The sequence below is a fragment of the Neorhizobium sp. T6_25 genome, from assembly GCF_002968555.1.
GTDB lineage: Bacteria > Pseudomonadota > Alphaproteobacteria > Rhizobiales > Rhizobiaceae > Neorhizobium.
In genome coordinates, this window is sequence record NZ_PVBL01000007.1 from 241,422 (window position 1) to 262,434 (window position 21,013).

At 62.5% G+C, this 21,013-nt stretch carries 27 protein-coding genes; 12 read left to right on the forward strand and 15 right to left on the reverse strand.

The window, feature by feature from the left end:
- The first annotated feature begins 462 nt into the window (after nucleotides 1-462).
- From C5L10_RS12390 to C5L10_RS12400, 3 genes are all read left to right on the forward strand, one after another.
- Nucleotides 463-1,302, forward strand: coding sequence for a sulfite exporter TauE/SafE family protein (locus tag C5L10_RS12390; protein ID WP_105429953.1), 840 nt, complete (start codon nucleotides 463-465; stop codon nucleotides 1,300-1,302).
- A 101-nt stretch (nucleotides 1,303-1,403) separates the two neighbouring features.
- Nucleotides 1,404-2,342: an ABC transporter ATP-binding protein gene (locus tag C5L10_RS12395; RefSeq protein ID WP_105429900.1), complete on the forward strand. Its 939-nt coding sequence runs from the start codon at nucleotides 1,404-1,406 to the stop codon at nucleotides 2,340-2,342.
- Complete coding sequence (locus tag C5L10_RS12400) at nucleotides 2,339-3,100, forward strand: ABC transporter permease (RefSeq protein WP_046637664.1); 762 nt, start codon at nucleotides 2,339-2,341, stop codon at nucleotides 3,098-3,100. Before C5L10_RS12395 ends, C5L10_RS12400 begins: the two co-directional genes overlap by 4 nt.
- 28 nt (nucleotides 3,101-3,128) lie before the next feature.
- Here C5L10_RS12400 and C5L10_RS12405 read toward each other — a convergent pair whose 3' ends face one another.
- A complete protein-coding gene (locus tag C5L10_RS12405; protein ID WP_245447985.1) occupies nucleotides 3,129-4,352 on the reverse strand; it encodes an MFS transporter in 1,224 nt (407 codons plus the stop codon).
- A gap of 100 nt (nucleotides 4,353-4,452) precedes the next feature.
- Between C5L10_RS12405 and C5L10_RS12410 the strand changes: the two genes are divergently transcribed.
- Complete coding sequence (locus C5L10_RS12410; protein ID WP_105429901.1) at nucleotides 4,453-5,433, forward strand: AraC family transcriptional regulator; 981 nt, start codon at nucleotides 4,453-4,455, stop codon at nucleotides 5,431-5,433.
- Nucleotides 5,434-5,435: 2 nt separating this feature from the next.
- On the opposite strand, the gene C5L10_RS12415 is transcribed toward C5L10_RS12410, so the two are convergent.
- From C5L10_RS12415 to C5L10_RS12425, 3 genes are read right to left on the reverse strand one after another with little or no spacing between them, the layout of a single operon-like run.
- A complete protein-coding gene (locus C5L10_RS12415) occupies nucleotides 5,436-6,140 on the reverse strand; it encodes a TIGR02281 family clan AA aspartic protease (RefSeq protein WP_046669553.1) in 705 nt (234 codons plus the stop codon).
- A complete protein-coding gene (locus C5L10_RS12420) occupies nucleotides 6,137-6,370 on the reverse strand; it encodes a DUF1289 domain-containing protein (RefSeq protein WP_105401294.1) in 234 nt (77 codons plus the stop codon). Before C5L10_RS12420 ends, C5L10_RS12415 begins: the two co-directional genes overlap by 4 nt.
- Nucleotides 6,371-6,389: 19 nt before the next feature.
- On the reverse strand, nucleotides 6,390-7,166 hold the full coding sequence (locus C5L10_RS12425; protein WP_105429955.1) for an adenosylcobinamide-GDP ribazoletransferase: 777 nt from the start codon (nucleotides 7,164-7,166) through the stop codon (nucleotides 6,390-6,392).
- 109 nt (nucleotides 7,167-7,275) lie between these two features.
- Between C5L10_RS12425 and cobT the strand changes: the two genes are divergently transcribed.
- Complete coding sequence (cobT, locus tag C5L10_RS12430) at nucleotides 7,276-8,295, forward strand: nicotinate-nucleotide--dimethylbenzimidazole phosphoribosyltransferase (protein WP_046669555.1); 1,020 nt, start codon at nucleotides 7,276-7,278, stop codon at nucleotides 8,293-8,295.
- A 6-nt stretch (nucleotides 8,296-8,301) separates the two neighbouring features.
- Entirely contained in the window at nucleotides 8,302-8,694 is a 393-nt protein-coding gene (locus C5L10_RS12435) for a diacylglycerol kinase (RefSeq protein ID WP_105429902.1), read from the forward strand.
- Nucleotides 8,695-8,706: 12 nt separating this feature from the next.
- On the opposite strand, the gene C5L10_RS12440 is transcribed toward C5L10_RS12435, so the two are convergent.
- From C5L10_RS12440 to C5L10_RS12450, 3 genes are read right to left on the reverse strand one after another with little or no spacing between them, the layout of a single operon-like run.
- Nucleotides 8,707-8,979, reverse strand: a complete 273-nt coding sequence (locus C5L10_RS12440; protein WP_172717005.1) for a type II toxin-antitoxin system RelE/ParE family toxin — start codon at nucleotides 8,977-8,979, stop codon at nucleotides 8,707-8,709.
- Nucleotides 8,976-9,206, reverse strand: a complete 231-nt coding sequence (locus C5L10_RS12445) for a hypothetical protein (RefSeq protein ID WP_105429956.1) — start codon at nucleotides 9,204-9,206, stop codon at nucleotides 8,976-8,978. The genes C5L10_RS12440 and C5L10_RS12445 overlap by 4 nt, the downstream gene beginning before the upstream one ends.
- A 48-nt stretch (nucleotides 9,207-9,254) precedes the next feature.
- Complete coding sequence (locus C5L10_RS12450; protein ID WP_105429904.1) at nucleotides 9,255-10,790, reverse strand: HAMP domain-containing sensor histidine kinase; 1,536 nt, start codon at nucleotides 10,788-10,790, stop codon at nucleotides 9,255-9,257.
- 120 nt (nucleotides 10,791-10,910) lie between these two features.
- Here C5L10_RS12450 and C5L10_RS12455 point away from each other — a divergent pair, with 120 nt between their 5' ends.
- The 5 genes from C5L10_RS12455 (at nucleotide 10,911) to C5L10_RS12475 (ending at nucleotide 13,964) form a co-directional block, all read left to right on the forward strand.
- Nucleotides 10,911-11,477: a thermonuclease family protein gene (locus tag C5L10_RS12455; RefSeq protein WP_105429905.1), complete on the forward strand. Its 567-nt coding sequence runs from the start codon at nucleotides 10,911-10,913 to the stop codon at nucleotides 11,475-11,477.
- A complete protein-coding gene (locus tag C5L10_RS12460) occupies nucleotides 11,474-12,139 on the forward strand; it encodes a uracil-DNA glycosylase family protein (protein ID WP_105429906.1) in 666 nt (221 codons plus the stop codon). Before C5L10_RS12455 ends, C5L10_RS12460 begins: the two co-directional genes overlap by 4 nt.
- A gap of 48 nt (nucleotides 12,140-12,187) precedes the next feature.
- Complete coding sequence (locus tag C5L10_RS12465) at nucleotides 12,188-12,676, forward strand: Lrp/AsnC family transcriptional regulator (protein ID WP_046637655.1); 489 nt, start codon at nucleotides 12,188-12,190, stop codon at nucleotides 12,674-12,676.
- 102 nt (nucleotides 12,677-12,778) lie between these two features.
- Nucleotides 12,779-13,195, forward strand: a complete 417-nt coding sequence (locus C5L10_RS12470; protein ID WP_172717006.1) for an ester cyclase — start codon at nucleotides 12,779-12,781, stop codon at nucleotides 13,193-13,195.
- A 16-nt stretch (nucleotides 13,196-13,211) separates the two neighbouring features.
- Nucleotides 13,212-13,964: an AraC family transcriptional regulator gene (locus C5L10_RS12475; RefSeq protein WP_105429908.1), complete on the forward strand. Its 753-nt coding sequence runs from the start codon at nucleotides 13,212-13,214 to the stop codon at nucleotides 13,962-13,964.
- Here the strand turns inward: C5L10_RS12475 and C5L10_RS12480 are convergent.
- From C5L10_RS12480 to C5L10_RS12510, 7 genes are all read right to left on the reverse strand, one after another.
- On the reverse strand, nucleotides 13,961-14,650 hold the full coding sequence (locus C5L10_RS12480) for a DNA alkylation repair protein (protein WP_105429909.1): 690 nt from the start codon (nucleotides 14,648-14,650) through the stop codon (nucleotides 13,961-13,963). The genes C5L10_RS12475 and C5L10_RS12480 overlap by 4 nt on opposite strands.
- A gap of 7 nt (nucleotides 14,651-14,657) precedes the next feature.
- A complete protein-coding gene (locus C5L10_RS12485) occupies nucleotides 14,658-15,719 on the reverse strand; it encodes an NAD(P)-dependent oxidoreductase (RefSeq protein WP_256384690.1) in 1,062 nt (353 codons plus the stop codon).
- On the reverse strand, nucleotides 15,634-16,170 hold the full coding sequence (locus tag C5L10_RS12490; protein WP_105429911.1) for a GNAT family N-acetyltransferase: 537 nt from the start codon (nucleotides 16,168-16,170) through the stop codon (nucleotides 15,634-15,636). Before C5L10_RS12490 ends, C5L10_RS12485 begins: the two co-directional genes overlap by 86 nt.
- 17 nt (nucleotides 16,171-16,187) lie before the next feature.
- Nucleotides 16,188-16,598 carry a CopD family protein gene (locus C5L10_RS12495; protein WP_046630484.1) on the reverse strand — a complete coding sequence of 137 codons (411 nt, stop codon included), beginning with the start codon at nucleotides 16,596-16,598 and terminating at the stop codon, nucleotides 16,188-16,190.
- A gap of 2 nt (nucleotides 16,599-16,600) precedes the next feature.
- A complete protein-coding gene (locus C5L10_RS12500) occupies nucleotides 16,601-17,155 on the reverse strand; it encodes a DinB family protein (RefSeq protein WP_105429912.1) in 555 nt (184 codons plus the stop codon).
- 67 nt (nucleotides 17,156-17,222) lie between these two features.
- On the reverse strand, nucleotides 17,223-18,836 hold the full coding sequence (locus C5L10_RS12505; protein ID WP_172717007.1) for a hypothetical protein: 1,614 nt from the start codon (nucleotides 18,834-18,836) through the stop codon (nucleotides 17,223-17,225).
- A 98-nt stretch (nucleotides 18,837-18,934) separates the two neighbouring features.
- Nucleotides 18,935-19,756, reverse strand: coding sequence for a class I SAM-dependent methyltransferase (locus C5L10_RS12510; RefSeq protein ID WP_105429957.1), 822 nt, complete (start codon nucleotides 19,754-19,756; stop codon nucleotides 18,935-18,937).
- Nucleotides 19,757-19,891: 135 nt separating this feature from the next.
- On the opposite strand from C5L10_RS12510, the gene C5L10_RS12515 reads away from it, so the two are divergent.
- A complete protein-coding gene (locus C5L10_RS12515) occupies nucleotides 19,892-20,614 on the forward strand; it encodes a DUF2270 domain-containing protein (protein WP_105429914.1) in 723 nt (240 codons plus the stop codon).
- Nucleotides 20,615-20,633: 19 nt separating this feature from the next.
- Here the strand turns inward: C5L10_RS12515 and C5L10_RS12520 are convergent, their stop codons facing one another.
- The gene (locus C5L10_RS12520; protein ID WP_007764766.1) at nucleotides 20,634-20,897 is read right to left on the reverse strand and encodes an usg protein; all 264 of its coding nucleotides are present in this window, start codon (nucleotides 20,895-20,897) and stop codon (nucleotides 20,634-20,636) included.
- Between the last annotated feature and the right edge of the window lie 116 nt (nucleotides 20,898-21,013).

Genomic DNA, 21,013 nt, shown 5'->3' on the forward strand with positions numbered 1-21,013 from the left:
CATATCCGGCAACCAAACTGGAACCATAAGCGGCGGCGACGCAAGAGTGGCGACGCCGCAGTCCGCCCCCCGCGGCTTTACCCCTACTGCGGCAACGGGACCCGGCGCGCTGATCAGCCCATAGCGCGCCGGGTCTCACCCAAGCACCTGAACCGGCCTGCTTGAACACCCTTCAAAAAAGAAAGCCGGCTCAGGGAGCCGGCGAGGGTGGAGGTGGGGCTCGCGGGGAGGAGCCGTGCTTCCGGTTAAGCAAGAACTTATACTTGAAAACAGTACACATGCGGCAAGCGGAATGAAAAGGACTGAAACGCTCTGGTCATGACGGTCGCGCGAGAGGTTACGTGCGGCGTAAAAGGCGGGACCGTTGCTTGCCTGGCGGGGACAATGCTGTAAGAACGTCACGGGAAAATGACAGCGGCAGTGGATGTGTCTCCCTCTTCCGACCCGATGTCCTTCCGACCGATGTCGGACCGGAGACCGAATTTGTCCATCGCAGCGCTTTTCCCCTTCATCCTGGCGCTTCTGGCCGGCGGCGCGGTCGCTGGAATTCTCGCCGGCATGTTCGGAATCGGCGGCGGTGCGATCCTGGTGCCGATCTTCTTCCATGTCTTCGGGCTGCTCGGCGTTCCGGAAGACGTGCGCATGCAACTGGCGCTCGGCACGTCGCTGGCGATCATCGTGCCCACCTCGATCCGCTCCTTTATGGCGCACCGGCAGCGCGGCGCGGTCGATACCGATCTGCTCAAGGGCTGGATCGTCGCGGTGCCCCTCGGCACGCTGGTTGCAACCGTCATCGCCGCCAAGGCGACCAGCGCGGAACTGCAGCTGATCTTCGCGGTGATCGCCCTGGTGCTCGCCTTCCGGATGATCTTCAATCGCGCCAGCTGGAAGCTTGGCGACGACCTGCCGGGCAATCCCGTCAAATTCCTGGTCGGTACCGGCATCGGCATCCTGTCCGGCCTGATGGGCATCGGCGGCGGCATCCTCAACAACACGTTCATGACCCTCTATGGCCGTTCGATCCACCAGGGAGTGGCGACCTCCTCAGGCGTCGGGGTGCTGATTTCGCTGCCGGGGCTCGCCGGTTACGTCTGGGGCGGTTGGGGGAGGCCCGGCCTGCCGCCGTTTTCGAGCGGTTATATCAACTGGCTGGCCGTGGCGCTGCTGATCCCGGTGACGCTCTACATGGCGCCGATCGGTGCGCGGCTGGCGCATGTGATGTCGAGGCGGCAGCTCGAAATCGGCTTCGGGATCTTCCTGATCGTCATCTCGGCACAGTTCTTCATGTCGATTATCCTCTGAAACCGTCAGCAATATTCTTCCATAAGGGATGGTTTCGAAGGTTTGCGTGCCTATATTCGCGGCGCATCCCGCAAATCAGTTCCTTGAGAAGACCGTCCCGCATGGCCTCCGTCGTTTCCATAGACAAACTCACCAAGACCTACGAGAACGGGTTCCAGGCGCTGAAAGGCATCGACCTGGAGATCGAGGAAGGCGAGATCCTCGCGCTTCTCGGCCCGAACGGCGCCGGCAAGACGACGCTGATCTCGATCATCTGCGGTCTCGTCAATCCTTCGACCGGCAAGGTGCTGGTCGGCGGCCACGACGTCATCAGGGACTTCCGCCAGACGCGTTCGCAGATCGGGCTGGTGCCGCAGGAACTGACGACCGACATGTTCGAGACGGTATGGAACACGGTGAATTTTTCCCGCGGCGTCTATGGCAAAAAGCCGAATCCGGCGCTGGTCGAGAGCATCCTCAAGGAACTGTCGCTGTGGAGCAAGAAGGACAGCATGCTGCGCGAGCTTTCGGGCGGCATGAAGCGGCGGGTGATGATCGCCAAGGCGCTCGCCCATGAGCCGAAAATCCTGTTCCTCGACGAGCCGACCGCCGGTGTCGACGTCAACCTGCGCCGGGAGATGTGGCAGCTTGTCGAGAAGCTGCGCGCAAGCGGCGTCACCATCATCTTGACCACCCATTATATCGAGGAGGCGGAAGAAATCGCCGACCGGGTGGGCGTCATCAACGGCGGCAAGCTGCTGCTGATCGAAGAGAAAGCGGCGCTGATGAAGAAGCTCGGCCGCAAGCAACTCCGGCTCGAACTCTCGGAGCCTCTGAAGGCACTGCCTGAAAGCCTGAGCGCCTACAACCTGACGCTTTCGGAAGACGGAACGGCACTGGTCCACGAATACCAGGGCGAGGAAGGGCAGGGCACGATCGCCTCGCTGCTGTCGGCGCTTGCCGCGCAAGACATCCATTTCCGCGATCTTTCCACGCGGCAGAGCTCGCTCGAGGACATTTTCGTGGCGCTGGTGGGACAGAAAGTCGGAGAAGACGCATGAATTTCGAAGCGATCAAGTCGATCTATGTCTTCGAGATGGCTCGCTTGCAGCGCACCCTGCTGCAGAGCGTCATCTCGCCGGTCATCACCACCTCGCTCTATTTCATCGTCTTCGGCACCGCGATCGGCTCGCGCATCCAGACGGTCGAAGGCGTTTCCTATGGGTCGTTCATCACGCCCGGCCTGATCATGCTGACGCTGCTCACTCAATGCATCAGCAACGGCTCGATCGGCATATACTTCCCGAAATTCACCGGCACGATCTACGAGATCCTGTCGGCGCCCGTCGCCATGACTGAGATCATCATCGGTTATGTCGGTGCGGCGGCGACCAAGGGGCTGATAATCGGCGTGATCATCCTCGCCACCGCCTCCTTCTTCGTCGACATCCGGATTGCCCATCCGTTCATGATGGTGCTCTTCCTGGTGCTGACGGCGATCACCTTCAGCATGTTCGGTTTCATCATCGGCATCTGGGCGAAAAATTTCGAGCAGCTCAACATCATCCCGATGCTGGTCGTGCCGCCTTTGACCTTCCTCGGCGGCAGCTTCTATTCGATCAACATGCTGCCGCCCTTCTGGCAGACGGTCAGCCATTTCAATCCGGTCCTCTATCTCGTCTCGGGCTTCCGCTGGAGTTTCTACGAGATCGCCGACGTCAATCCGATGATCAGCCTCGGCATGATCGGCCTGTTCCTGGTCATCTGCCTGTCGATCCTCGGCTGGATCTTCAAGACGGGCTATCGGCTGCGCAACTGACCGCAGCCGATAACGGTTTGAAGCGGGCTCAGCCCTGGCTGAGCTGGACCTGGCGTCCTCCGCGCATGACCATCACCGATGCACCGAGGATGGACGCGATGCCGAGGAAGGTCATGACGCCGAGCGGTCCCTGGGCGTCGATCAGGAGGCCGCCGAGCACGGCACCGCTGGATATGGCGATCTGGAAGGTCGTCAGCAGCAGGGCGCCGGCGCTTTCCGCCTCGTCGGGTGCGGCCCGGGTGATGTAGCTCTGGATGCTGACCGGCAGGGCGCCGAAGGCAAAACCCCAGAGCGTGATGGCAACCGCTGCTGCCGCCGTCGAGGCTCCGAGGGTGACGAGGAGCACAGCGGACACGGCGATCAGACTGGAGGCGAAGACGACCCCGAGCGTCGAACTGCGTTCGGTGATCATGCCTCCGGCGATATTGCCGAAGAAACCGCCGATGCCATAGGCGAGCAGGACGAGAGAGACCATCTCGACGTTAAGCCGGGGAACGTCTTCCAGATAGGGGCGGATATAGGTGAAGCCTGCAAAGTGGCCGGCGACGATAAGCAGCGTCGCGATGAGGCCGATACGGATCTTCGGGCGCTTCAGGACGGCAGCCAGCGTGCCGAGCCCGGCATGTCCGGCAGGCGGCAGCGAGGGCACGGTGACGGCTTGCGCGAGCAGCGCCAGCACGCCGACCGCGCCGGCCAGCGCGAAGGCGGCCCGCCAGCCGAGCGTGGAGCCGATATAGGCGCCGAGCGGTGCCGCCATCACGGTCGCCACGGAAACGCCGGTGAAGATCATCGCCATGGCGCGGGGCAGGTGGTTCATCGGCACGAGCCGCATGGCAAGCGCCCCGGCCATGGCCCAGAAGCCGCCGAGCCCGATGCCGAGCAGGACGCGCGACACGAGCAGCACGGTCAGGCCGTTGGCAAGGGCGGCCAGTGCGCAGGAGAGGATGAGAAGGGCGGTCAGCCCGAACAGCGTCCAGCGCCGGTTGAAGCTGCGGGTGCCGATCACGACTGCGGGGCCGGCGAATGCTGCCACGACGGCGGTTACCGTCACCGTCTGGCCGGCGACGCCGGGACTGAGGCCGAGATCGGCGGAGATGGGCGTGAGCAGGCTCGCCGGCAGGAACTCCGCCGTCACGAGGCCGAAGACGCCGAGGGTGAGCGCGATGACCGCGTCCCACCGGGCCTTGGCCGATGTGTTCGGGGACGATGTGTCGCGCACGACATCGTCCTCTTCGAAAGTGCTGTCAGTCATGGTCATGTCCTGTCTTGGGAGGTGGCACGGCGGACCGTACCGGGAGGATGGAGCAGACGTAGGCGTGACAGCCTGTACTTTCCATGCTAGAAAATCCGATATGCTTGACCGTTCGTCCAAAGAAACGCCATTAGACGTCTCCGATCCGCTCACCGAGATGCTGCGGGGGCTAAGGCTCGACGGCGTCGAATACGGGCGCTGCCGGCTCGCCGAGCCCTGGGCGACCTCCTTCCCGGCGCAGGAGGCGGCACGGTTCCATTTCATTTCGTCTGGCAACGCATGGCTGCAGACGCCGTCGGGCGAATGGCTGCAACTGCGGCCTGGCGATGCGGCCCTCCTGCCGCGCGGCGATGCACATGTGATCGCAAGCCTCCCAGGCCTGGCGCCGCTGCCCTTCGACCGGTTCGGGCGCAAGGAGGTCTGCCAGGGCGTGTTCGACGTGCAATGCGCGGATGCTTGCGGCAGCACCGTGGCGCTGACCGCCTCGATGCGCTTCAACATCGACAAGCTGCATCCGCTGCTGCAACTGATGCCCGAGACAATGCTGACCAGCGATCTCGCAAGGAACGAGCCGTCGATCCCGCATCTTCTCGATGCCATGGCGCGCGAGGTGGACATGGACCGCGTCGGCGCCGGCGGCATTCTCGCACGGCTCGCCGACGTCCTGACCGCGACACTGATCCGCACCTGGGTCGAACATGGCTGCGGCGACACGACCGGCTGGATTGCCGCGGTGCGCAATCCCGAAGTCGGCCGGGTGCTGGCCGCCATTCATCTTCAGCCCGACCGTGACTGGAACATCGCCTCGCTTGCCCGGCTGATGGGCGCTTCCCGGTCGGGTTTTGCCGAACGGTTTCTGCGCGTGGTCGGCGAAACGCCGGCGCGCTACGTGGCGCGGGTGCGCATGCACCAGGCGCGGCAATGGCTGCGCGACGGGGAGCGGGTCGCGACGGTCGCCGAACGGCTCGGCTACGATGCCGAGGCCTCCTTCAGCCGCGCCTTCAAACGCATCATCGGCACGCCACCGAGCCATTTTCGGAAGAATGGCGGCGAGGGCGCGGCCATCCGGGATTTCGGCTGACGTCAGTCCCGGAGCCTGAGCTCGTCCGTCTGCATTTGCAGGGAGCCGAGGGTGGAGAGGAAGCTCATGCCGAGCAGGCTCTCGCCGAGCCGTCCGTCTTCCGCCACCATCGCCCGGACGTTTTTGCGCACGATCGGGCCGATGGAGATCTCGTCGAGGCGGACGGGGGCAGCCATCGCCCGGCCGTTGGCGGTCATCACGCTCACTGAAAAATCGAGGCTCTGCGGATTGAGGCCGATGGCGCGGGCATCGTCGTAGGAAAGCACGACAGTGCTGGCGCCGGTATCGACCAGCATCGGCAGGACCTTGCCCTGGACGCTCACATTGGTCTGGAAATGGCTGCCGCGGGTCTTGTGAATGATGACTTCGTTGAGACCGTCGCTGGTCGTCGTGATCACCGCCGTCCCGGGCAGCAGGCCCGCGGTCACCCGGGCGGCGACATTGCGGGCGTCGGCGCGGTAGAGATAGGCGGTGACCAGCGCGAGGATGATCAGCAGCCAGAGGGCGATATTTCGGAGCACCTCGCCGCCATTGCCGCGCCGGCCCGCGAGAATCCCCGCGGCGAGCAGGCCGGCGATCGGCAGGAGGTAGATGATCTGGCCGAAATCGCTGTTGTCGATGCCGAAGGTCTGCCCGGCATCGTGATTGAAGATCAGGAACGCCAGGCCGATGCCGAGGACGATGAGGATGCCGGTCAGCGCGTTCATGCCGTATCGCGTTCCTTGGTTTTCCGCTGCGCCAAAAGCTGCCGGCGCGTCTCCCGCCTTGGCTTTCGCTCGACGGTTTCGAGCCGTGCGGGCAAGGCTTCCATCAGTGCGCGGCGCTCGATATCCGTATAGTCCATCCAGGCGGCGATCTCGTCGCGGGTCCGTCCGCAGCCGAAGCAATAGCCGGTCTTGAGGTCGATCGAGCAGACAAGGGTACAGGGCGAAATCATGCCTCAGTATATCGGGGTTTCACGCGGCAAGAGCAAGAGTGGCGAGCATGGCGATCTCGCTCAATTGTTGACTAGCGCCGATCGTATCGCCCGTATGGCCGCCGAGTTTGCGGCGCACGAAACGGGTGAAACCGAACCCGGCGAGTGCCGCAACGATCAGCGACAATAGGACCTTCGGCAGGCCGAGAACGGGAACGAGCAGGACCAGCGCGCTGGCCGCGCCGGTAAACAGCGCGATATTGCGGGCGCCATCCTCCGGAAAGCCGGCACCGGCAGCGACGCCGCTTTCCCGCGCCGACGGCAACGCGCGCCAATGGGCGACCATCACCGCGCGGCTGACGGCGGCAACGGCAAGCACGGCGAGCGCCGCCGTGACCGCATCCTGGCGGAACAATGCCGCAAGCGCGGAGGCTCGCAGGCCAAAAGACAGAACCAGCGCTACGACGCCATAAGCGCCGATGCGGCTGTCCTTCATGATCAGAAGCGCGTGGTCCTTGTCGCGTCCGCCGCCGAGACCGTCCGCCGCATCCGCAAGACCGTCCTCGTGGAGCGCGCCGGTCAGAACTGTCAGCGCGGCAAGCGAAAGCAGGCTGACGAGCAGCGGATCGCCGGACTGCAGGAGGAGGAGAACGAGCGTGGGCAGGGCAGCGATGATCAGCCCCGCGACGGGAAAGGCCCGCACTGCCCGCGAAATCGTGCCGTCATGGCTGCGGAAGAACCGGTCCGGGACCGGCACACGGCTGAGGAACCCGACCGAACGGGCGAGATCCGCGATGAATTCCGTTGCGTTTGGCAGTTGTTCCTCCGTCTCGACCCGACTATGAGTTTGCGCACACAAGCGCGATTTGCGGGAAAAGACAAGTTTTCCCGCCGATATGCGAGACCGAGATACAAGAGAGACTTTCATGAGCGTGAGCGGCCTGCCTTTCGATGATTTCCGTGTCCTGCTGCAGAACCTCCCGGGGCCGGACCCGCGGGCGTTGGTTGCGGCGCGCGAGCGCGACGCGCAGCTCACCAAGCCGCCGGGCGCCTTGGGGCGGCTCGAGGAAATCGCCTTCTGGCTGGCCGCCTGGACGGGCCGGGCGCCGGCCGTCAACCGCCCGCTTGTGGCGATCTTTGCCGGCAATCATGGCGTTACCCGCCACGGCGTGACCCCTTTCCCGTCGTCGGTGACCCAGCAGATGGTCGAGAATTTCGCGGCCGGCGGTGCGGCGATCAACCAGATCTGCGTCACCCATGATCTCGGCCTAAAGATCTTCGATCTGGCGCTCGACTACCCGACCGGCGACATTACCAGCGAGGCAGCCCTGTCCGAGCGCGACTGCGCCGCGACCATGGCCTTCGGCATGGAAGCGATCGCCGGCGGCACCGACCTTCTCTGCATCGGCGAAATGGGCATCGGCAACACGACGATCGCCGCCGCCATCAACCTCGCCCTCTATGGCGGCGAGGCGGAGGACTGGGTCGGTCCCGGCACCGGTTCGCATGGCGAATTCATGGAGCGCAAGATCGCCGCGGTGAAGGCTGCCGTCGAATTCCACAAGGACCACCTGAGCGATCCGCTGGAAATCCTGCGCCGCCTCGGCGGCCGCGAGATCGCTGCCATCGCCGGCGCCATCCTGGCCGCGCGCGTCGAGAAGATCCCGGTCCTGCTCGACGGATATGTGGTGACGGCAGCGGCATCGATCCTCAAGGCCGCCAATCCGGCAGCGCTCGACCACTGCCTGATCGGACATGTCTCCGGCGAACCGGGACATCTGCGTGCGATCGAAAGGCTCGGCAAGACGCCGCTTCTGGCGCTCGGCATGCGGCTCGGCGAGGGCACCGGTGCGGCACTTGCGGCCGGCATCGTCAAGGCCGCCGCCGCCTGCCATTCCGGCATGGCGACATTCGAGCAGGCCGGCGTCAGCAACAAGAGCCACTGAGCCCTGATGGAAAAGACGCCGCTCGACAGCAATATCGAAAAGGCGACCGGCATCCGCCGGGTGATCGCGGCATTCCGCTACTCCATGCAGGGGCTGATGCGCCTGTGGCAGGAGGAAGCCTTTCGCCACGAGGTGATCGCCTGCGCGGCGGCCATCGCCCTGTTTGCGGTCGTTGGCGCCGGCGCTCTCGACTATTTCGTCTTGGCCATCCTGATGCTGGTGCTGTTTGCGGTCGAATCGCTGAACACCGCGATCGAGGAACTGGTCGACCGCATCTCCCCGGAAATCTCCACCGTCGGCCGCCACGCCAAGGATCTCGGCTCGTTCGCGGTGTTCTGCCTGCTCTGCGCCAACGGGTTTTTCGTGGTTTATGTGGTGGCCGGGAGCTTGTGGGGGTGAGATTGGCGACTACTAACTCTTGCGAGACGTGTGGCGGAAGCGCTGAATGACGATTTCGTCGGCACCAACGCGGTAATAGACCGTGTAAGGATAGGGTTTGAGAAAGAAGCGGCGGGTATTTTTCCGCGGCGTGACGCTACCCGCGAACGGCCGCTCGCTCAGGAACATCAACGCTCCTCGGATACGCGCCGCGACGTTGTCTGCACCTTGTGGAGAATGGTTGCCGATATAGGAGATCGCCTCGTCGATTTCGCGGAGAGCTTTGGCCGTGTAGCGAAGTTTCACAGGCCGTACTTTGCCCACATGGCGCGGACTTCTTCCTCGGTCGCAATCTCTCCGCGCTCGATTTCGCGATCGGCCTCTTCCAGATCGGCTTCTTCCTCCGGCGTAAGCTGATAGACGTCTCCATCATCTTTGCCCATGAAGCTTAGAAGAATCTCGGCGATCTCATCCTGCATTTCGGCAGGGAGTTCCTTGGCTGCTTCGATGGCGCGGTCGAGAAGTTTGGTCATGCCCGCAGTATGCACCGAAACCAGCCGGTGCAAAAGAGCCTGTTCGGCTCAGGCGAAGCTCTTGCGGCGGCGGGCGACGGTCTGTGCGTCGGCGACGGCCGGCACGCTCTGCAGGACGCGCGTCGCGGGCAGGATGGCGATCGCTTCGGTGCCTTCGCGCAGCTTGGAGCGCAGGATGAACTGGCCGTCGTGCTTGGCAAGGATCGCCTGGACGATCGGCAGGCCGAGGCCGGTGCCCTGTTCGGCGCTCTTGATGGCAATCGAGCCTTGGCCGAAGGCCGACAGCACGACCGGGATTTCCTCTTCCGGAATACCGGGTCCGTTGTCCTTGATCGCCACATACTGGCCGCCGCCGGCGGTCCAGCCGACCTTGACGGTAACCTCGCCGCCCTGGGGCGTGAATTTGACGGCGTTCGAAAGCAGGTTCAGGAGAACCTGGCGCATCGATTTTTCATCCACCCAGACCTGCGGCAGATGGGGTTCGAACTGCTGGCCGATCGAGATGTTCTTGGCGCTGGCGCGCAACTGCACCATGCCGATGCAATCCTCGGCGATTTCGAGCAGCGAAAGCGATTCTTCGGCAAGGTCGTAACGGCCGGCCTCGATGCGCGACAGATCGAGGATCTCGTTGATCAGGTTGAGGAGATGTTGGCCGGAACGGTGGATGTCGCCGGCATATTCCTTGTAGGTCGGATTGGCGAGCGGCCCCAGGACCTCCGAGCTCATGACTTCGGAGAAGCCGAGGATGGCGTTGAGGGGCGTGCGCAGCTCGTGCGACATGGAGGCGAGGAACCGGGACTTGGCGAGGTTCGCTTCCTCGGCCCGGCGGCGGGCCTCGTCCGACATGGATTTGGCCACTTCCAGCTCGGCGATCAGGTCGTCCTTTTCGGACTGATAGGACATCAGCGTCAGGTTGGAGCGATAGAGCCGGTCGGCGATATAATGGAAGAAGACGACCGCGGTGGCGCACATTGCCGTCATGCCGATATCGAGCACGTTGCGCGACAGAACGGCGGTAGCAAGCAGCGCCAGGGTCATAGGCAGGAAACCGAACAGCACGCCGAGCCGCAGCATGAAACTGCTCATCGCGGTGATCGAGATCGCAAAGAGGAGGACGGCGCCTTTGTAGAAATAATAGCTGTCGCCGGAACAGGCATTGCAGTTCTGCAGCGCAAACAGCGCCCAGCCGGCGCCGACGATCACCTGCGCGGCAAGCAGCCTGCGGCGCCATTTCTGGACATCGGCCGAGGCAATGTCCGTGCGGCTTGCGCGGCGGGCGAGCAGCACGTTGATCGCATGGACGCTGAACATCAGCAGCGCCCAGGCAAAGAGATTGGCGTTGGGGTTAAGATAGACGCCGATCGCCGTCACCACGACGATGAAGATCGGCATGACCGATGCGCTTTGCAGCACGGCATTGACGTGCATCGCGATCATGTCGCGGTCGAAGACCTGATTGCCCTGCGAGCTGGACTGCAGTCGTTCCCGGGTGGCGCGCACGGCTTTCGACACAGCCTTGTTGCGATGACTGCGCGAGCGATCAACGATGTTCTTGTCGGTCGAAGTGCTGACGCCGCTACTCATGGCCACTGAACTGATACCCCGGATGTTGAGAGAGTATGGCCAAATCCTTAAGAGAGTACTGCCGGGAAAGGTTTTGTTTGCCATTTTCCTGAAGCTTCCGTTTTCCAATAAGGCTGGATTGTGGCTCGAACGTTCAGGGTTTTTCGCGATGGCGCGGTTCTCGCGGCCTTCTTCATCCTTCTGGTGCTGATCGCCGCCAAGCTGGACGAGGCGGCCGACAGCACCGTGCACGGCCCGTTCCATGTCATCGACGGTGACACGCTGGCGGTGGGCGGCGAGCGCCTGCGGCTGCAGGGCATGGATGCGCCGGAGCTCGACCAGACCTGCGAAGACGGTCGCGGCCGGCAATGGCCCTGCGGGGAAGAGGCGAGACGGCTGCTGATACGGCTCGTCGCAGGCGGTGAGACGGAATGCCTCGGTCGCGAGCGCGACAAATATCGCCGGCTCCTGGTGCGCTGCCGTTCGGGCGCCACGAGCGTCAACGGCACGCTGGTGCGGCAAGGCCTCGCGGTCGCCTCGGGGCGTTATGCACAGGAACAGGTGGCAGCGCGGCGCGAACGGCTGGGGCTGTGGGCCGGCCCGTTCGAAAGCCCGCGCGACTGGCGCGCCAGCCGCGGCATGATGGACGATTCAAGCATGGTGGAGGCATTTTGGGATTGGATGAAACGGGTGACAGGCTGGCAATGAACAGGGATGATATCGCCGACGGCGAGGAGGATATCGGCGGCCTGGCCGGCGCAATCGCTGCCTGTCGCATCTGTCGCGACGCGCCCGCGAAAGGCGAGGGTGACCGGCTGCCGCATGAGCCGCGGCCGGTCGCCGTGCTGTCGAAGACCGCGAGGGTGCTGATCGCCGGCCAGGCGCCGGGGCTTCGGGTGCACGAGAGCGGGCTGCCGTTCAACGACGCTTCCGGCAACCGCTTGCGCGACTGGATGGCGGTGACCCGCGAAGAGTTCTACGATCCGCAGAAGTTTGCGATCGTGCCGATGGGCTTCTGTTTTCCTGGCTATGATGACAAGGGCAGCGACCTGCCGCCGCGGCTCGAATGCGCGCCGTTCTGGCGCGCCAGGGTAATCGCCGGCATGCCGCAGATCGAACTGGTTCTAGCAGTCGGCAGCTACGCGCAGGCCTGGCACCTGGGGAGCCGGCGACGCAAGGGCATGACGGAAACGGTAGAGAACTGGCGAGACTATGTTTTCGCCAACCAGGGGCCGAGGATACTGCCGCTGCCGCATCCGAGCTGGCGCAATACCGGCTGGCTCAAAAAGAATTCATGGTTCGAGGCGGATCTGGTGCCGGTGCTGCGACAGCATGTGGATAGCTTGATACGAGAAACAAATTTCGGTTAACTGCCGCGAATTCGGTGTATAACGAAAAATCATTTCGAAAGGACTCTGATGGACCGCCTCGACCGTAAGATACTGCGCATTCTACAGGAAGATTCCACTCTCGCCGTCGCGGACCTCGCGAAGAAGGTCGGCCTGTCGACCACGCCTTGCTGGCGCCGCATCCAGAAGATGGAAGAGGATGGCGTCATCCGCCGCCGTGTGGCGCTGCTCGATCCGGTCAAGGTCAATACCAAGGTCACGGTCTTCGTCTCGATCCGCACTGCCAGCCACTCGATCGAATGGCTGAAGCGGTTTTCGGAAGTCGTCGTCGATTTCCCGGAAGTGGTCGAATTCTACCGCATGAGCGGCGACGTCGATTACCTGCTGCGGGTCGTCGTGCCGGACATCGGCGCCTATGACGCCTTCTACAAGCGCCTGATCGCCAAGATCGAAATCCGCGACGTTTCGTCCGTCTTTGCGATGGAGCAGATCAAGTACACGACCGAACTGCCGCTCGACTACATGACGCTGGACAACCAGAAGTCTGGCGAGGAATAGTTCGCCGTTTGGCGGATCGGGATCATTTTCTGGCAGGACGGGCCGAGTTGAAACGGCCCGTTTGGTTTTATCTGGGTTTCATCGAAACAGATGGAGCTCGACATGCAGGACCACGCCAAGGCCAATAAGGCGATCATCCGCGGATATATCGAAGAGATCTGGAACCGTGGTCTGATCGAGCGCTTCGGGAATTTTTTCGCGGCCGACTATCAAGAGGCCACCTATTCGCCGGCCAGTTCGGAAGGGCATTGCGCCATGGTAGCGGTGCAGAAGCGGATCATGCCGGATGCTGTCTGGACGGTCGAGCGGATGACCGCCGAGGACGATGGCGTCATATGCGAGCTGACATTGCGCGGCACGCACCAGGCGGCTTTCAAGGGCGTCGAACCCTCCGGCAATCCCATCCGCGTGCGCGCCTACCGGAGCTTCGTCCTGAAGGACGGCAAGATCGTCCATCATTCCGCGTTGCTCGACACCGCCGAACTGCTAAAGCAGATGCGGGGACAGCAGGCGGCATAGGGCAAGTCCGGCAGCGATGGCGACGATTTCTCATGCCTATCATCGGGTGTTCGACGCGCCGTTCGAGATCGAGCGGGCCTTCGATGCCGATTACCTGCTTTACGCCTCGACCGGCACCTTCATTCTCGATATCGGCGACCGCCGCTGGATGCTGCCACCGCAAAGGGCGGCGCTGATCGCAAGGGGAACGGTAATCGCGGTGCGCAGCAAGGGGCTGGCCACGGCGTCCTCTGTCCTGTTCGGCGATAGCGAATTCGAAGCGCCGCTGCCGGCCTGTCGTGTCTTCGGTCTTTCCGATCTGGCGCGGCAGATGATCCTGCATGTCATGCGTTGGGATGCCGGGCGCCTTTCAGGCGACGAAACCGCGGATGCCTTCTTCAAGGCGCTCGCGTCCGTCGCGCGGGATCTGGCTGCGGACGAGGACGAGACGTGGTTGCCGAAACCGCAGTCGCCGGGCATGGCGGTCGCCGTCGAGCGGATGCTGGAACATCTCGACCGGGATCCCGACTTCGGCTCCCTTGCGGAGGCTGCCCGTCTTTCGGAACGGACGCTGGCACGAAAATTCGATGCGGAGCTCGGCATGAGCTTTCGCGATTTCCGGAATCGGGCCCGGATGGTGAGGGCCAAGGAGATGCTGCTTGCCGGCCGGGAGCCGATCACGGAAATCGGCCTCGCCTGCGGGTTCGAAAGCACGAGTTCCTTCATCAAGGCGTTTCGGACCTTTGCGGGCGCGACGCCGCGGCAATACCGGATGGGTAAAGCCGGCTAAGCCTTCAGTCGCGCCAGAAGCTTCTCGCCCGACAATTCCTTCACCGCATCCTTGCCGATCCAGCGGGCGGTCTTGTCGCTCGAGGCGGCGAGTTTTTCGGAAAGCTCAAGGGCAGGGGCGTGGCAGGCACGGTTGCGCTTGCCGATATTGCGGAGCGCCCAGTTCACCGCCTTCCTGACGAAATTGCGCGGATCGGCGCAATGCGCCTCGATCAGCGGCAGATAGGCGATGAAGGTGTCATCCGGCTCCTGTTTGCGGTGCACGGCGGCGCCGGCGATCATGGCGAACGCGGTGCGGCGGACGAACTCCCGGTCGTCCTCGGCGAACTCCGCGACAAGTTCCTGCCAGAACGGCGTCTCGGTCAAAAGGTCGGCGGCGGTGTCGACGATTTCCCAGGAGGCAAAATCCTCCGCCCATCCGCGCGCCTCGGCCGGCGTTAGTGCGGCGGGGTCGGCGGTGTAGATCGCAAGCATGCGGGCTTCGCGGATGCCGGTGCGCCAGAGGTCCAGCGCCCGGCCGTGGTCGCGCTTGATCGCCCGCGCGATCTTCTGCAGGTCGGGATTGGAAATGCCGATGGCCTTGTCGGTGACGATGCCGAAACGGGCCATCCCCAGGATGTTCTCCTCCGACCGCAGCGTTTCGAGATGCGCGATGATCCCGGCGACGTCGGAGGAGGGGCCGATCATGGCCAGCCTATTTCTTTTCGAGCCGGGCGAGCAGCGAGGACGTATCCCAGCGCTTGCCGCCCATCGCCTGCACGTCGCCGTAGAATTGGTCGACGAGGGCCGTGACCGGCAGCTTGGCGCCGTTGCGGCGGGCCTCGGTCAGCACGATATCGAGATCCTTGCGCATCCAGTCGACCGCGAAGCCGAAGTCGTATTTGCCGGCATTCATGGTCTTGTAGCGGTTCTCCATCTGCCAGGAGCCGGCTGCACCCTTGGAAATCACCTCGATGACCTTTTCGATGTCGAGGCCGGCCTGCTTGCCGAAATGGATCGATTCGGCCAGCCCCTGGACGAGGCCGGCGATGCAGATCTGGTTCATCATCTTGGTGAGCTGGCCGGCACCTGCCGGACCCATGAGGCCGACCATGCGGGCATAGGCGTCGATCACCGGCCTGGCTTTCTCGAACGTCGCCTCGTCGCCGCCGCACATGACGGTGAGCACGCCGTTTTCGGCGCCGGCCTGGCCGCCGGAGACCGGGGCGTCGACGAAGCCGATGCCTTTTTCTCGTGCCGCGGTATCGAGCTCGCGGGCGACTTCGGCGCTGGCGGTGGTGTTGTCGATCAGGATGGCGCCCGGTTTCATGCCGGCGAGAACGCCCGTCTCGGTGATTATCACCGAGCGGAGATCGTCGTCGTTGCCGACGCAGACGAACACGAAATCGGCATCCCTGGCCGCTTCGGCAGGCGTGGCGGCGGCCTTGCCGCCGAACTTCTTCGCCCAGTCCTCGGCCTTGGCAGCCGTGCGGTTATAGACGGTGACGTCATGGCCGCCCTTGACCTTGAGATGCCCGGCCATGGGATAACCCATCACCCCGAGACCGATGAATGCCACTTTCGCCATGCTGAACCTCCAGAATTTTGTTGCCAGAGGATTAGAGCAAAGCGGACCTCCGGAAAAGCGCAGTTCGGTGAAAAGCGTAGATTTCGGTTTCGGTGCCGGTCGCTTATCCGGCGGCGGCGGCCAATGCGTAGCGGCACTGCCGGATGTTTTCTCCGCGCGGCCGCGAAAAGCGCTCGATGGTATCGATATAGTGAAAACCGAGTTTGACGAGGATGCGTCCGGAAGCCGGGTTGTCCTGCGCATGCCCCGACTTCAGGACCGACAGCCCGATCTCCTCGAAGGCAAAGCGGATCGCCTCACGGGCAGCCTCCGATGCATAACCGAAACCCCAGACGGACCGTTCGAACCAGTAGCCGAGTTCTCCTTCGGCATCGGCAATCTCGTCGATGTCGACGAGGCCGACCACGCGGTTTTCGACTTCCACGGCAAAACGGCAGGCTTCACCGGTGAGCCATTCCCGCCCGTGATCGGAAAACCATGCTTCCGTCGCCGACAGGTCCGGCGGGAAGGCGGCCATGCGCAGCATGCGCGTGACCTCCCAGTCGGATTGGATTTCGAATGCGCGACCGGCATCGGCCCCCGTCGTCGGCCGAAGCACGAGCCGTTCAGTCTTCAGCGGGCGGCGCGGAGGGACCGGCATCGGTCTGCCGCCGCAGCTCAGAACGGCTTGATGACCGCGAGCGCGACGATGACGACGACCGAGCCGAGGACGATCGGCAGGCCGGCGCGCACGAAGGCCGGAGGGTCGAGATGCGGATCGGCCTCCATGCGGCGCATCCAGGCGCCCTGCATCCCGTGCAGCGCCGACAGCATGAGGACGATCAGGAACTTGAAGCCGAACCAGCCGGAAGTATAGAAGCCGTAACCGAAGGCGAGCCACAGGCCGAAAAGCCAGGCGCCGCCGAGTGCGGCCGTCGTGACGGTGCGGTCGTATTTCCTGAGCGCCGAAATGACGCCGGTGCGGATGGTCGGCGGCACCATGCCGATGACGAAAGCGTTGATCAGCATGCCGCCGATCAGCAGGAAGTCGGACAGAATGTGCAGGGCCTTGATAACGAAATACAGCATGGTCAACTCCAGATCATGGCTTCGGTGAAGCCCAGTTCGGCAAAATCTTGTTTTCTCAATTGGTCTTCGCCCATGCAGAAGAACTCGTCGAGCTGCGGCGGTTGAACGGTGGTTCCCGACAGCATGGCGTGAACCTGGCCGCGATGATGGATCTGGTGCTGGAAGAGATGCATCAGCAGCCGATCGGCAGGCTCGACCTGCACGAAAGTGTCCCGAGGAATGCGGATTTCCTCGGTGATGGTTTTCTCACCCAAGCTTCGACAGTGGTCGATGAGGCGGCGATCGGCGGCACGCTGTTCGCGATCGAGATCGGCAAAGAACGGACAAGGGATCTCCGGATCGAAGGCCGCGGGGCCGAGGCAATCGCCTTCGAGGGCGCTGATATAGAGCCAGTCGACGGTCAGGATATGGTTGAGGGTATGGATGATCGACGGGAAAAAGCTGACCCGCGTCGCATCCAGCTCTTCGCGCGAAAGCTCTCCGCAGGCTTTCAGCAGCCGGTGGTTGGCCCAGGCGTTGTTATAGGCCTGGGCAAGAAGATAGCGCTGCGGCGTCATCCGAATCCCTCCGTTGCGGAGGCAAACTATCGATGAAGCGGGACGATGAGAAGATGGTTCGCGAACACTAGGATGATTTGGACGATTGGTCGCTTTCGGCGCCTGTCACCACCGGTTTGCTACCGTTGGCTCTGGGCGTTGGGCGATGACCACTTTTAGTATTTGCCATCGAATCGGCTCTATTTGCCAGGTTTTGGTTGACCCCCTTGAGCGGCGTATTCTGAGGATTGCGCTTCGAGTCATCGAAATAGTTCGACCCTGGTTCCAGGCTCGTGGCGATGTCGCTCCAAAGCCGACGCAGCCGACGGACATGCAGATCATCGGTGATCCAGCACATCAGATGTTCTGCCGAGGTTGATAGGAGGCTGGGGCTGGTGCTGATCCTTTCCCGTGCCCACTTGCAGAACTCATCGACCGGCACTTTCTTTGCGGTCCCCGCTTCAACAATGAGGAAGCTGCTTTTTGAAACGTCCGCAGCCATACGAAGACGTTCAGTAGGCGCCATGAGGACGCTTGCGTAGATGTCATCGAACTCGCGCGGCGCATGGATGCTGTCAATCGCCCTCTCCAAGTCGAAAATGGTGCGGACATTTAGCTCGCGCAACAACAGGAAGCGTTCCAAGCCGACGATGTGGCAGAGCTGTGCCTGGGCAATCCAATCGATACATTGATAGATCCCATAGGGCGTTTCGATGTGAAGGAGGATCGGGTTGTATGTTGCAAGGTTCTGCACATCGTAGATCCCGCACTCCTCCAGTCGGAAACGGGTCTCATAGTCTACGCCGTCGATCACATCCGGCGATGTGATTTTCGTCAGCTGCGAAAAGCGATCATCGCTGGTCTTGATCCACCGGATCTGTTCCTGCAGCTTGACCAGCAGGAATTTGGTGGAGCTTTGCGGGATGAGGCCAAGCAAAGGCGCAAGCACCAGCCATACGAGCGGAATGCTGTTGGTGTTGCCGTCACCGGTCACCGCACCGCCAACCACGGCGAAGGGGTCGGAAAGTGCCGCGAAGAGAAGCGTGGTGACGACGACCGACGCGATGCTCTCACCCGTTAGCCGCAGGAAGGTGTTGGAGGAAAGGTCGAATACGGCGAGCCTGCTCAACATCGTGCGAACGGAGGCTATGTACGTGCCCGCGAAGGTGAGCGCTGCGATAACCAGGAGCTGATCGGCTTTGGTCGGTGCCACGCCAACAGGAAGAGGGCACGTGCCGGATTGAAGTCCGCAGGCGAGAGCATTGCCAAGAAAATGGAATCCGAAATAGGCAAGAACCATAAAGCCGATCGTCGAGAGCGCCAGCCTATAACCGAAATAGACTTGTCTTTGTTCGGCCGCGCGGACGAGCATTTCCAGCCTCTCGCGCTCATCAAGCGGTTTGGCACCCTTCAGAGGTTCGTCCAGCCTTAGGTCAGCTGTGTACTTCGACCTGACGAATTCGAAGGAGGGGTTGGTGGCTATCCCTTTTTGGTTCGCACCCTTCTTCTCGAAATTTTCGTAAAAATCCTGAATCTGCCGCAGTCGCCGCAACCGCACCTCATGGCGTGCGAATAGTATGAGCAGCGGCGTCATGATTGCGAGGAGCAACGCTATCCAGTTGACAGCGCCGAGAATTGCCAGAATTGGGGCCGGCGTCCCAACTAAGCTGTAGAGCAAGGCCGGCCAAGAAGACTGATGCATTCGCTTATCCCCCATAGTTGAGGGACAAGTTACTCCGGTTGCATTTATGCGGCTACCAATTAACGGCAACCTTTGATTGCGCAATCAACCTGCGATTATCATGACTTTACAATTAGCCGCGCTATCACCAGATGGCCCGGCGTCGGATTGCCGTCCTGCATCCGCACGTTGATGTCGGAGATTTCGAGAAGCTCGAAGCCGGTGGCGGCGAGGCGTTCGCGGACATAGGTTTCCGAATGGGCGAAACGCTGGTGCGGGCCGACGATGTAGGGTCGGCCGGCAAAGCTCTCGTCGGGCAGGGTCTCCGAGGAGAATACGAACAGGCCGCCGGGAGCCATGTTTTCTGCCGCGCCGAAGAACAGCGGTTCCAGCGCGCCGAGATAGGGCAGCACGTCGGTGGCGGTTACCAGGTCAAAGGGCTCGTCGTCGTTGTCTTCGAGGAAATCCTCGACTTCGGCCACGTAAAGCGTCTCGTAGAGATCCTTTTCGTGCGCGATTTCAACCATGTTCTCGGAAATGTCGATGCCGGTGATGTCGTCGACCATGTCGCGCAGCGTGCCGCCGGTCAGCCCCGTGCCGCAGCCGAGATCGAGCATCCGCTTGAACGGCCCGAGCTTCAGCTCCTGCAGGCGCTGGCGCACGATGACGGGCACCGCATAACCGAGCTGCTCGACGAGAATGTCCTCGAAGTTTTCGGCGTGCTGGTCGAACAGGGTTTCCACATAGGCGTCCGGCGCCTTGGGGGGCGTCTCGCCGCGGCCCATGGCTGCGATGCGCACGGCGGCGCCGCCGTGGTCCTCGGGATCGAGTTCGAGCACCTGCTCGTAGGCCTTGACGGCTGCGTCGATATCGCCCGCCTTTTCCAGCGCCAGCGCGCGGTTATAGGCCTCTGCCAGGGCTTCCTCGTCGATCTTCTTCATGGCCAGCGTCCTTCTTTTCGCAAGCGGCTTTAAGCCGGTGGCGGGCATTTGTCCATCAGGGGAACGCGGCGGGTGCTCATTCGTTGAAAGGTCGAAGCAAAACGGCTGTTTGAGTAACACCCCCGGGAGAAGGTCATGCCAGCGGACGAGGGCAAGAGCGTGCTGGAGCAGAATGTCGAGCGGCGCGCGCCGTCGCTGCCGATGACCTCCGCCGAAAAGGCCAACGTGATCATCCACTATTACCGCGGCGAACTCGGGCGGATGACCAGCTGGCGCGACCGCATCGACCGCACCTCGAACTGGTCGATCACGGTGGTGGCGGCGCTGCTGTCGGTCTCGCTGTCGACGCCGACGTCGCATCACGGCGTGGTTCTGTTTGCGATGCTGCTGATCTCGCTGCTTCTGCTGATCGAAGCACGGCGCTACCGCTTCTTCGACGTCTACCGCGCAAGGGTCCGCAAGCTGGAACGGCACTATTTCGCGCAGGCGCTTTATCCGCAGGCGGATCTCAAGCCCGACTGGGCGCAGGCGATCGCCACGAGCCTGCGCAATCCCTGTTTCCTGATCAGCTATCGCGAAGCACTGTTTCGCCGGGTGAGGCGCAATTACGTCTGGATGTACGTCATCCTGCTGATGGCTTGGCTTCTGAAGATCTCGACACCCAAACTCCTGCCCAACGATACCGAGGCGGATGTCGTCTTTTCATTGTCGGAGGCGGTCCACAATGCAGCACTCGGTCCGCTGCCGGGATGGAGCGTGATTGCGCTCGTTGCGGTCCTTTATGCCGCCGTGATGTTCTCGGCCGTGCATCGCGAGCCGGACGACGGCGAATTCGCCCATGGCGAAGTGCACGTCTGAAACGCGAGACCGCTGTTTCTTAGTGCAGGATGATCTCGCCCTTTACGGCCCGCCATTCGCTGGCCGAGATCAGCTTGCGATGGACATAGCGGACGGAATGCAGCGGCCCGTCGAGCTTCTCCTGCCAGAATTTGAGAAAACCGTTCATCTCGGGGAAGTCCGGGGCGAGGTCGTAGTTTTGCCAGACATAGCTTTGCAGCAGGGCCGGATGGTCCGGCAGGCGGTAGAAGATCTGGGCGGTCGTCAGCCCGTAGCCTTTCAGCATCATTTCCATTTCAGACATGCAAGCAGTTCCCGTTTGTTGTTTCGAGCTGACGTCGTTGCGTCATTCGATAGGAGAACATGCCATGTTTAACCGAAGCTTTACAATTGCGCCTTAAGAGCACATTTGTGATAATT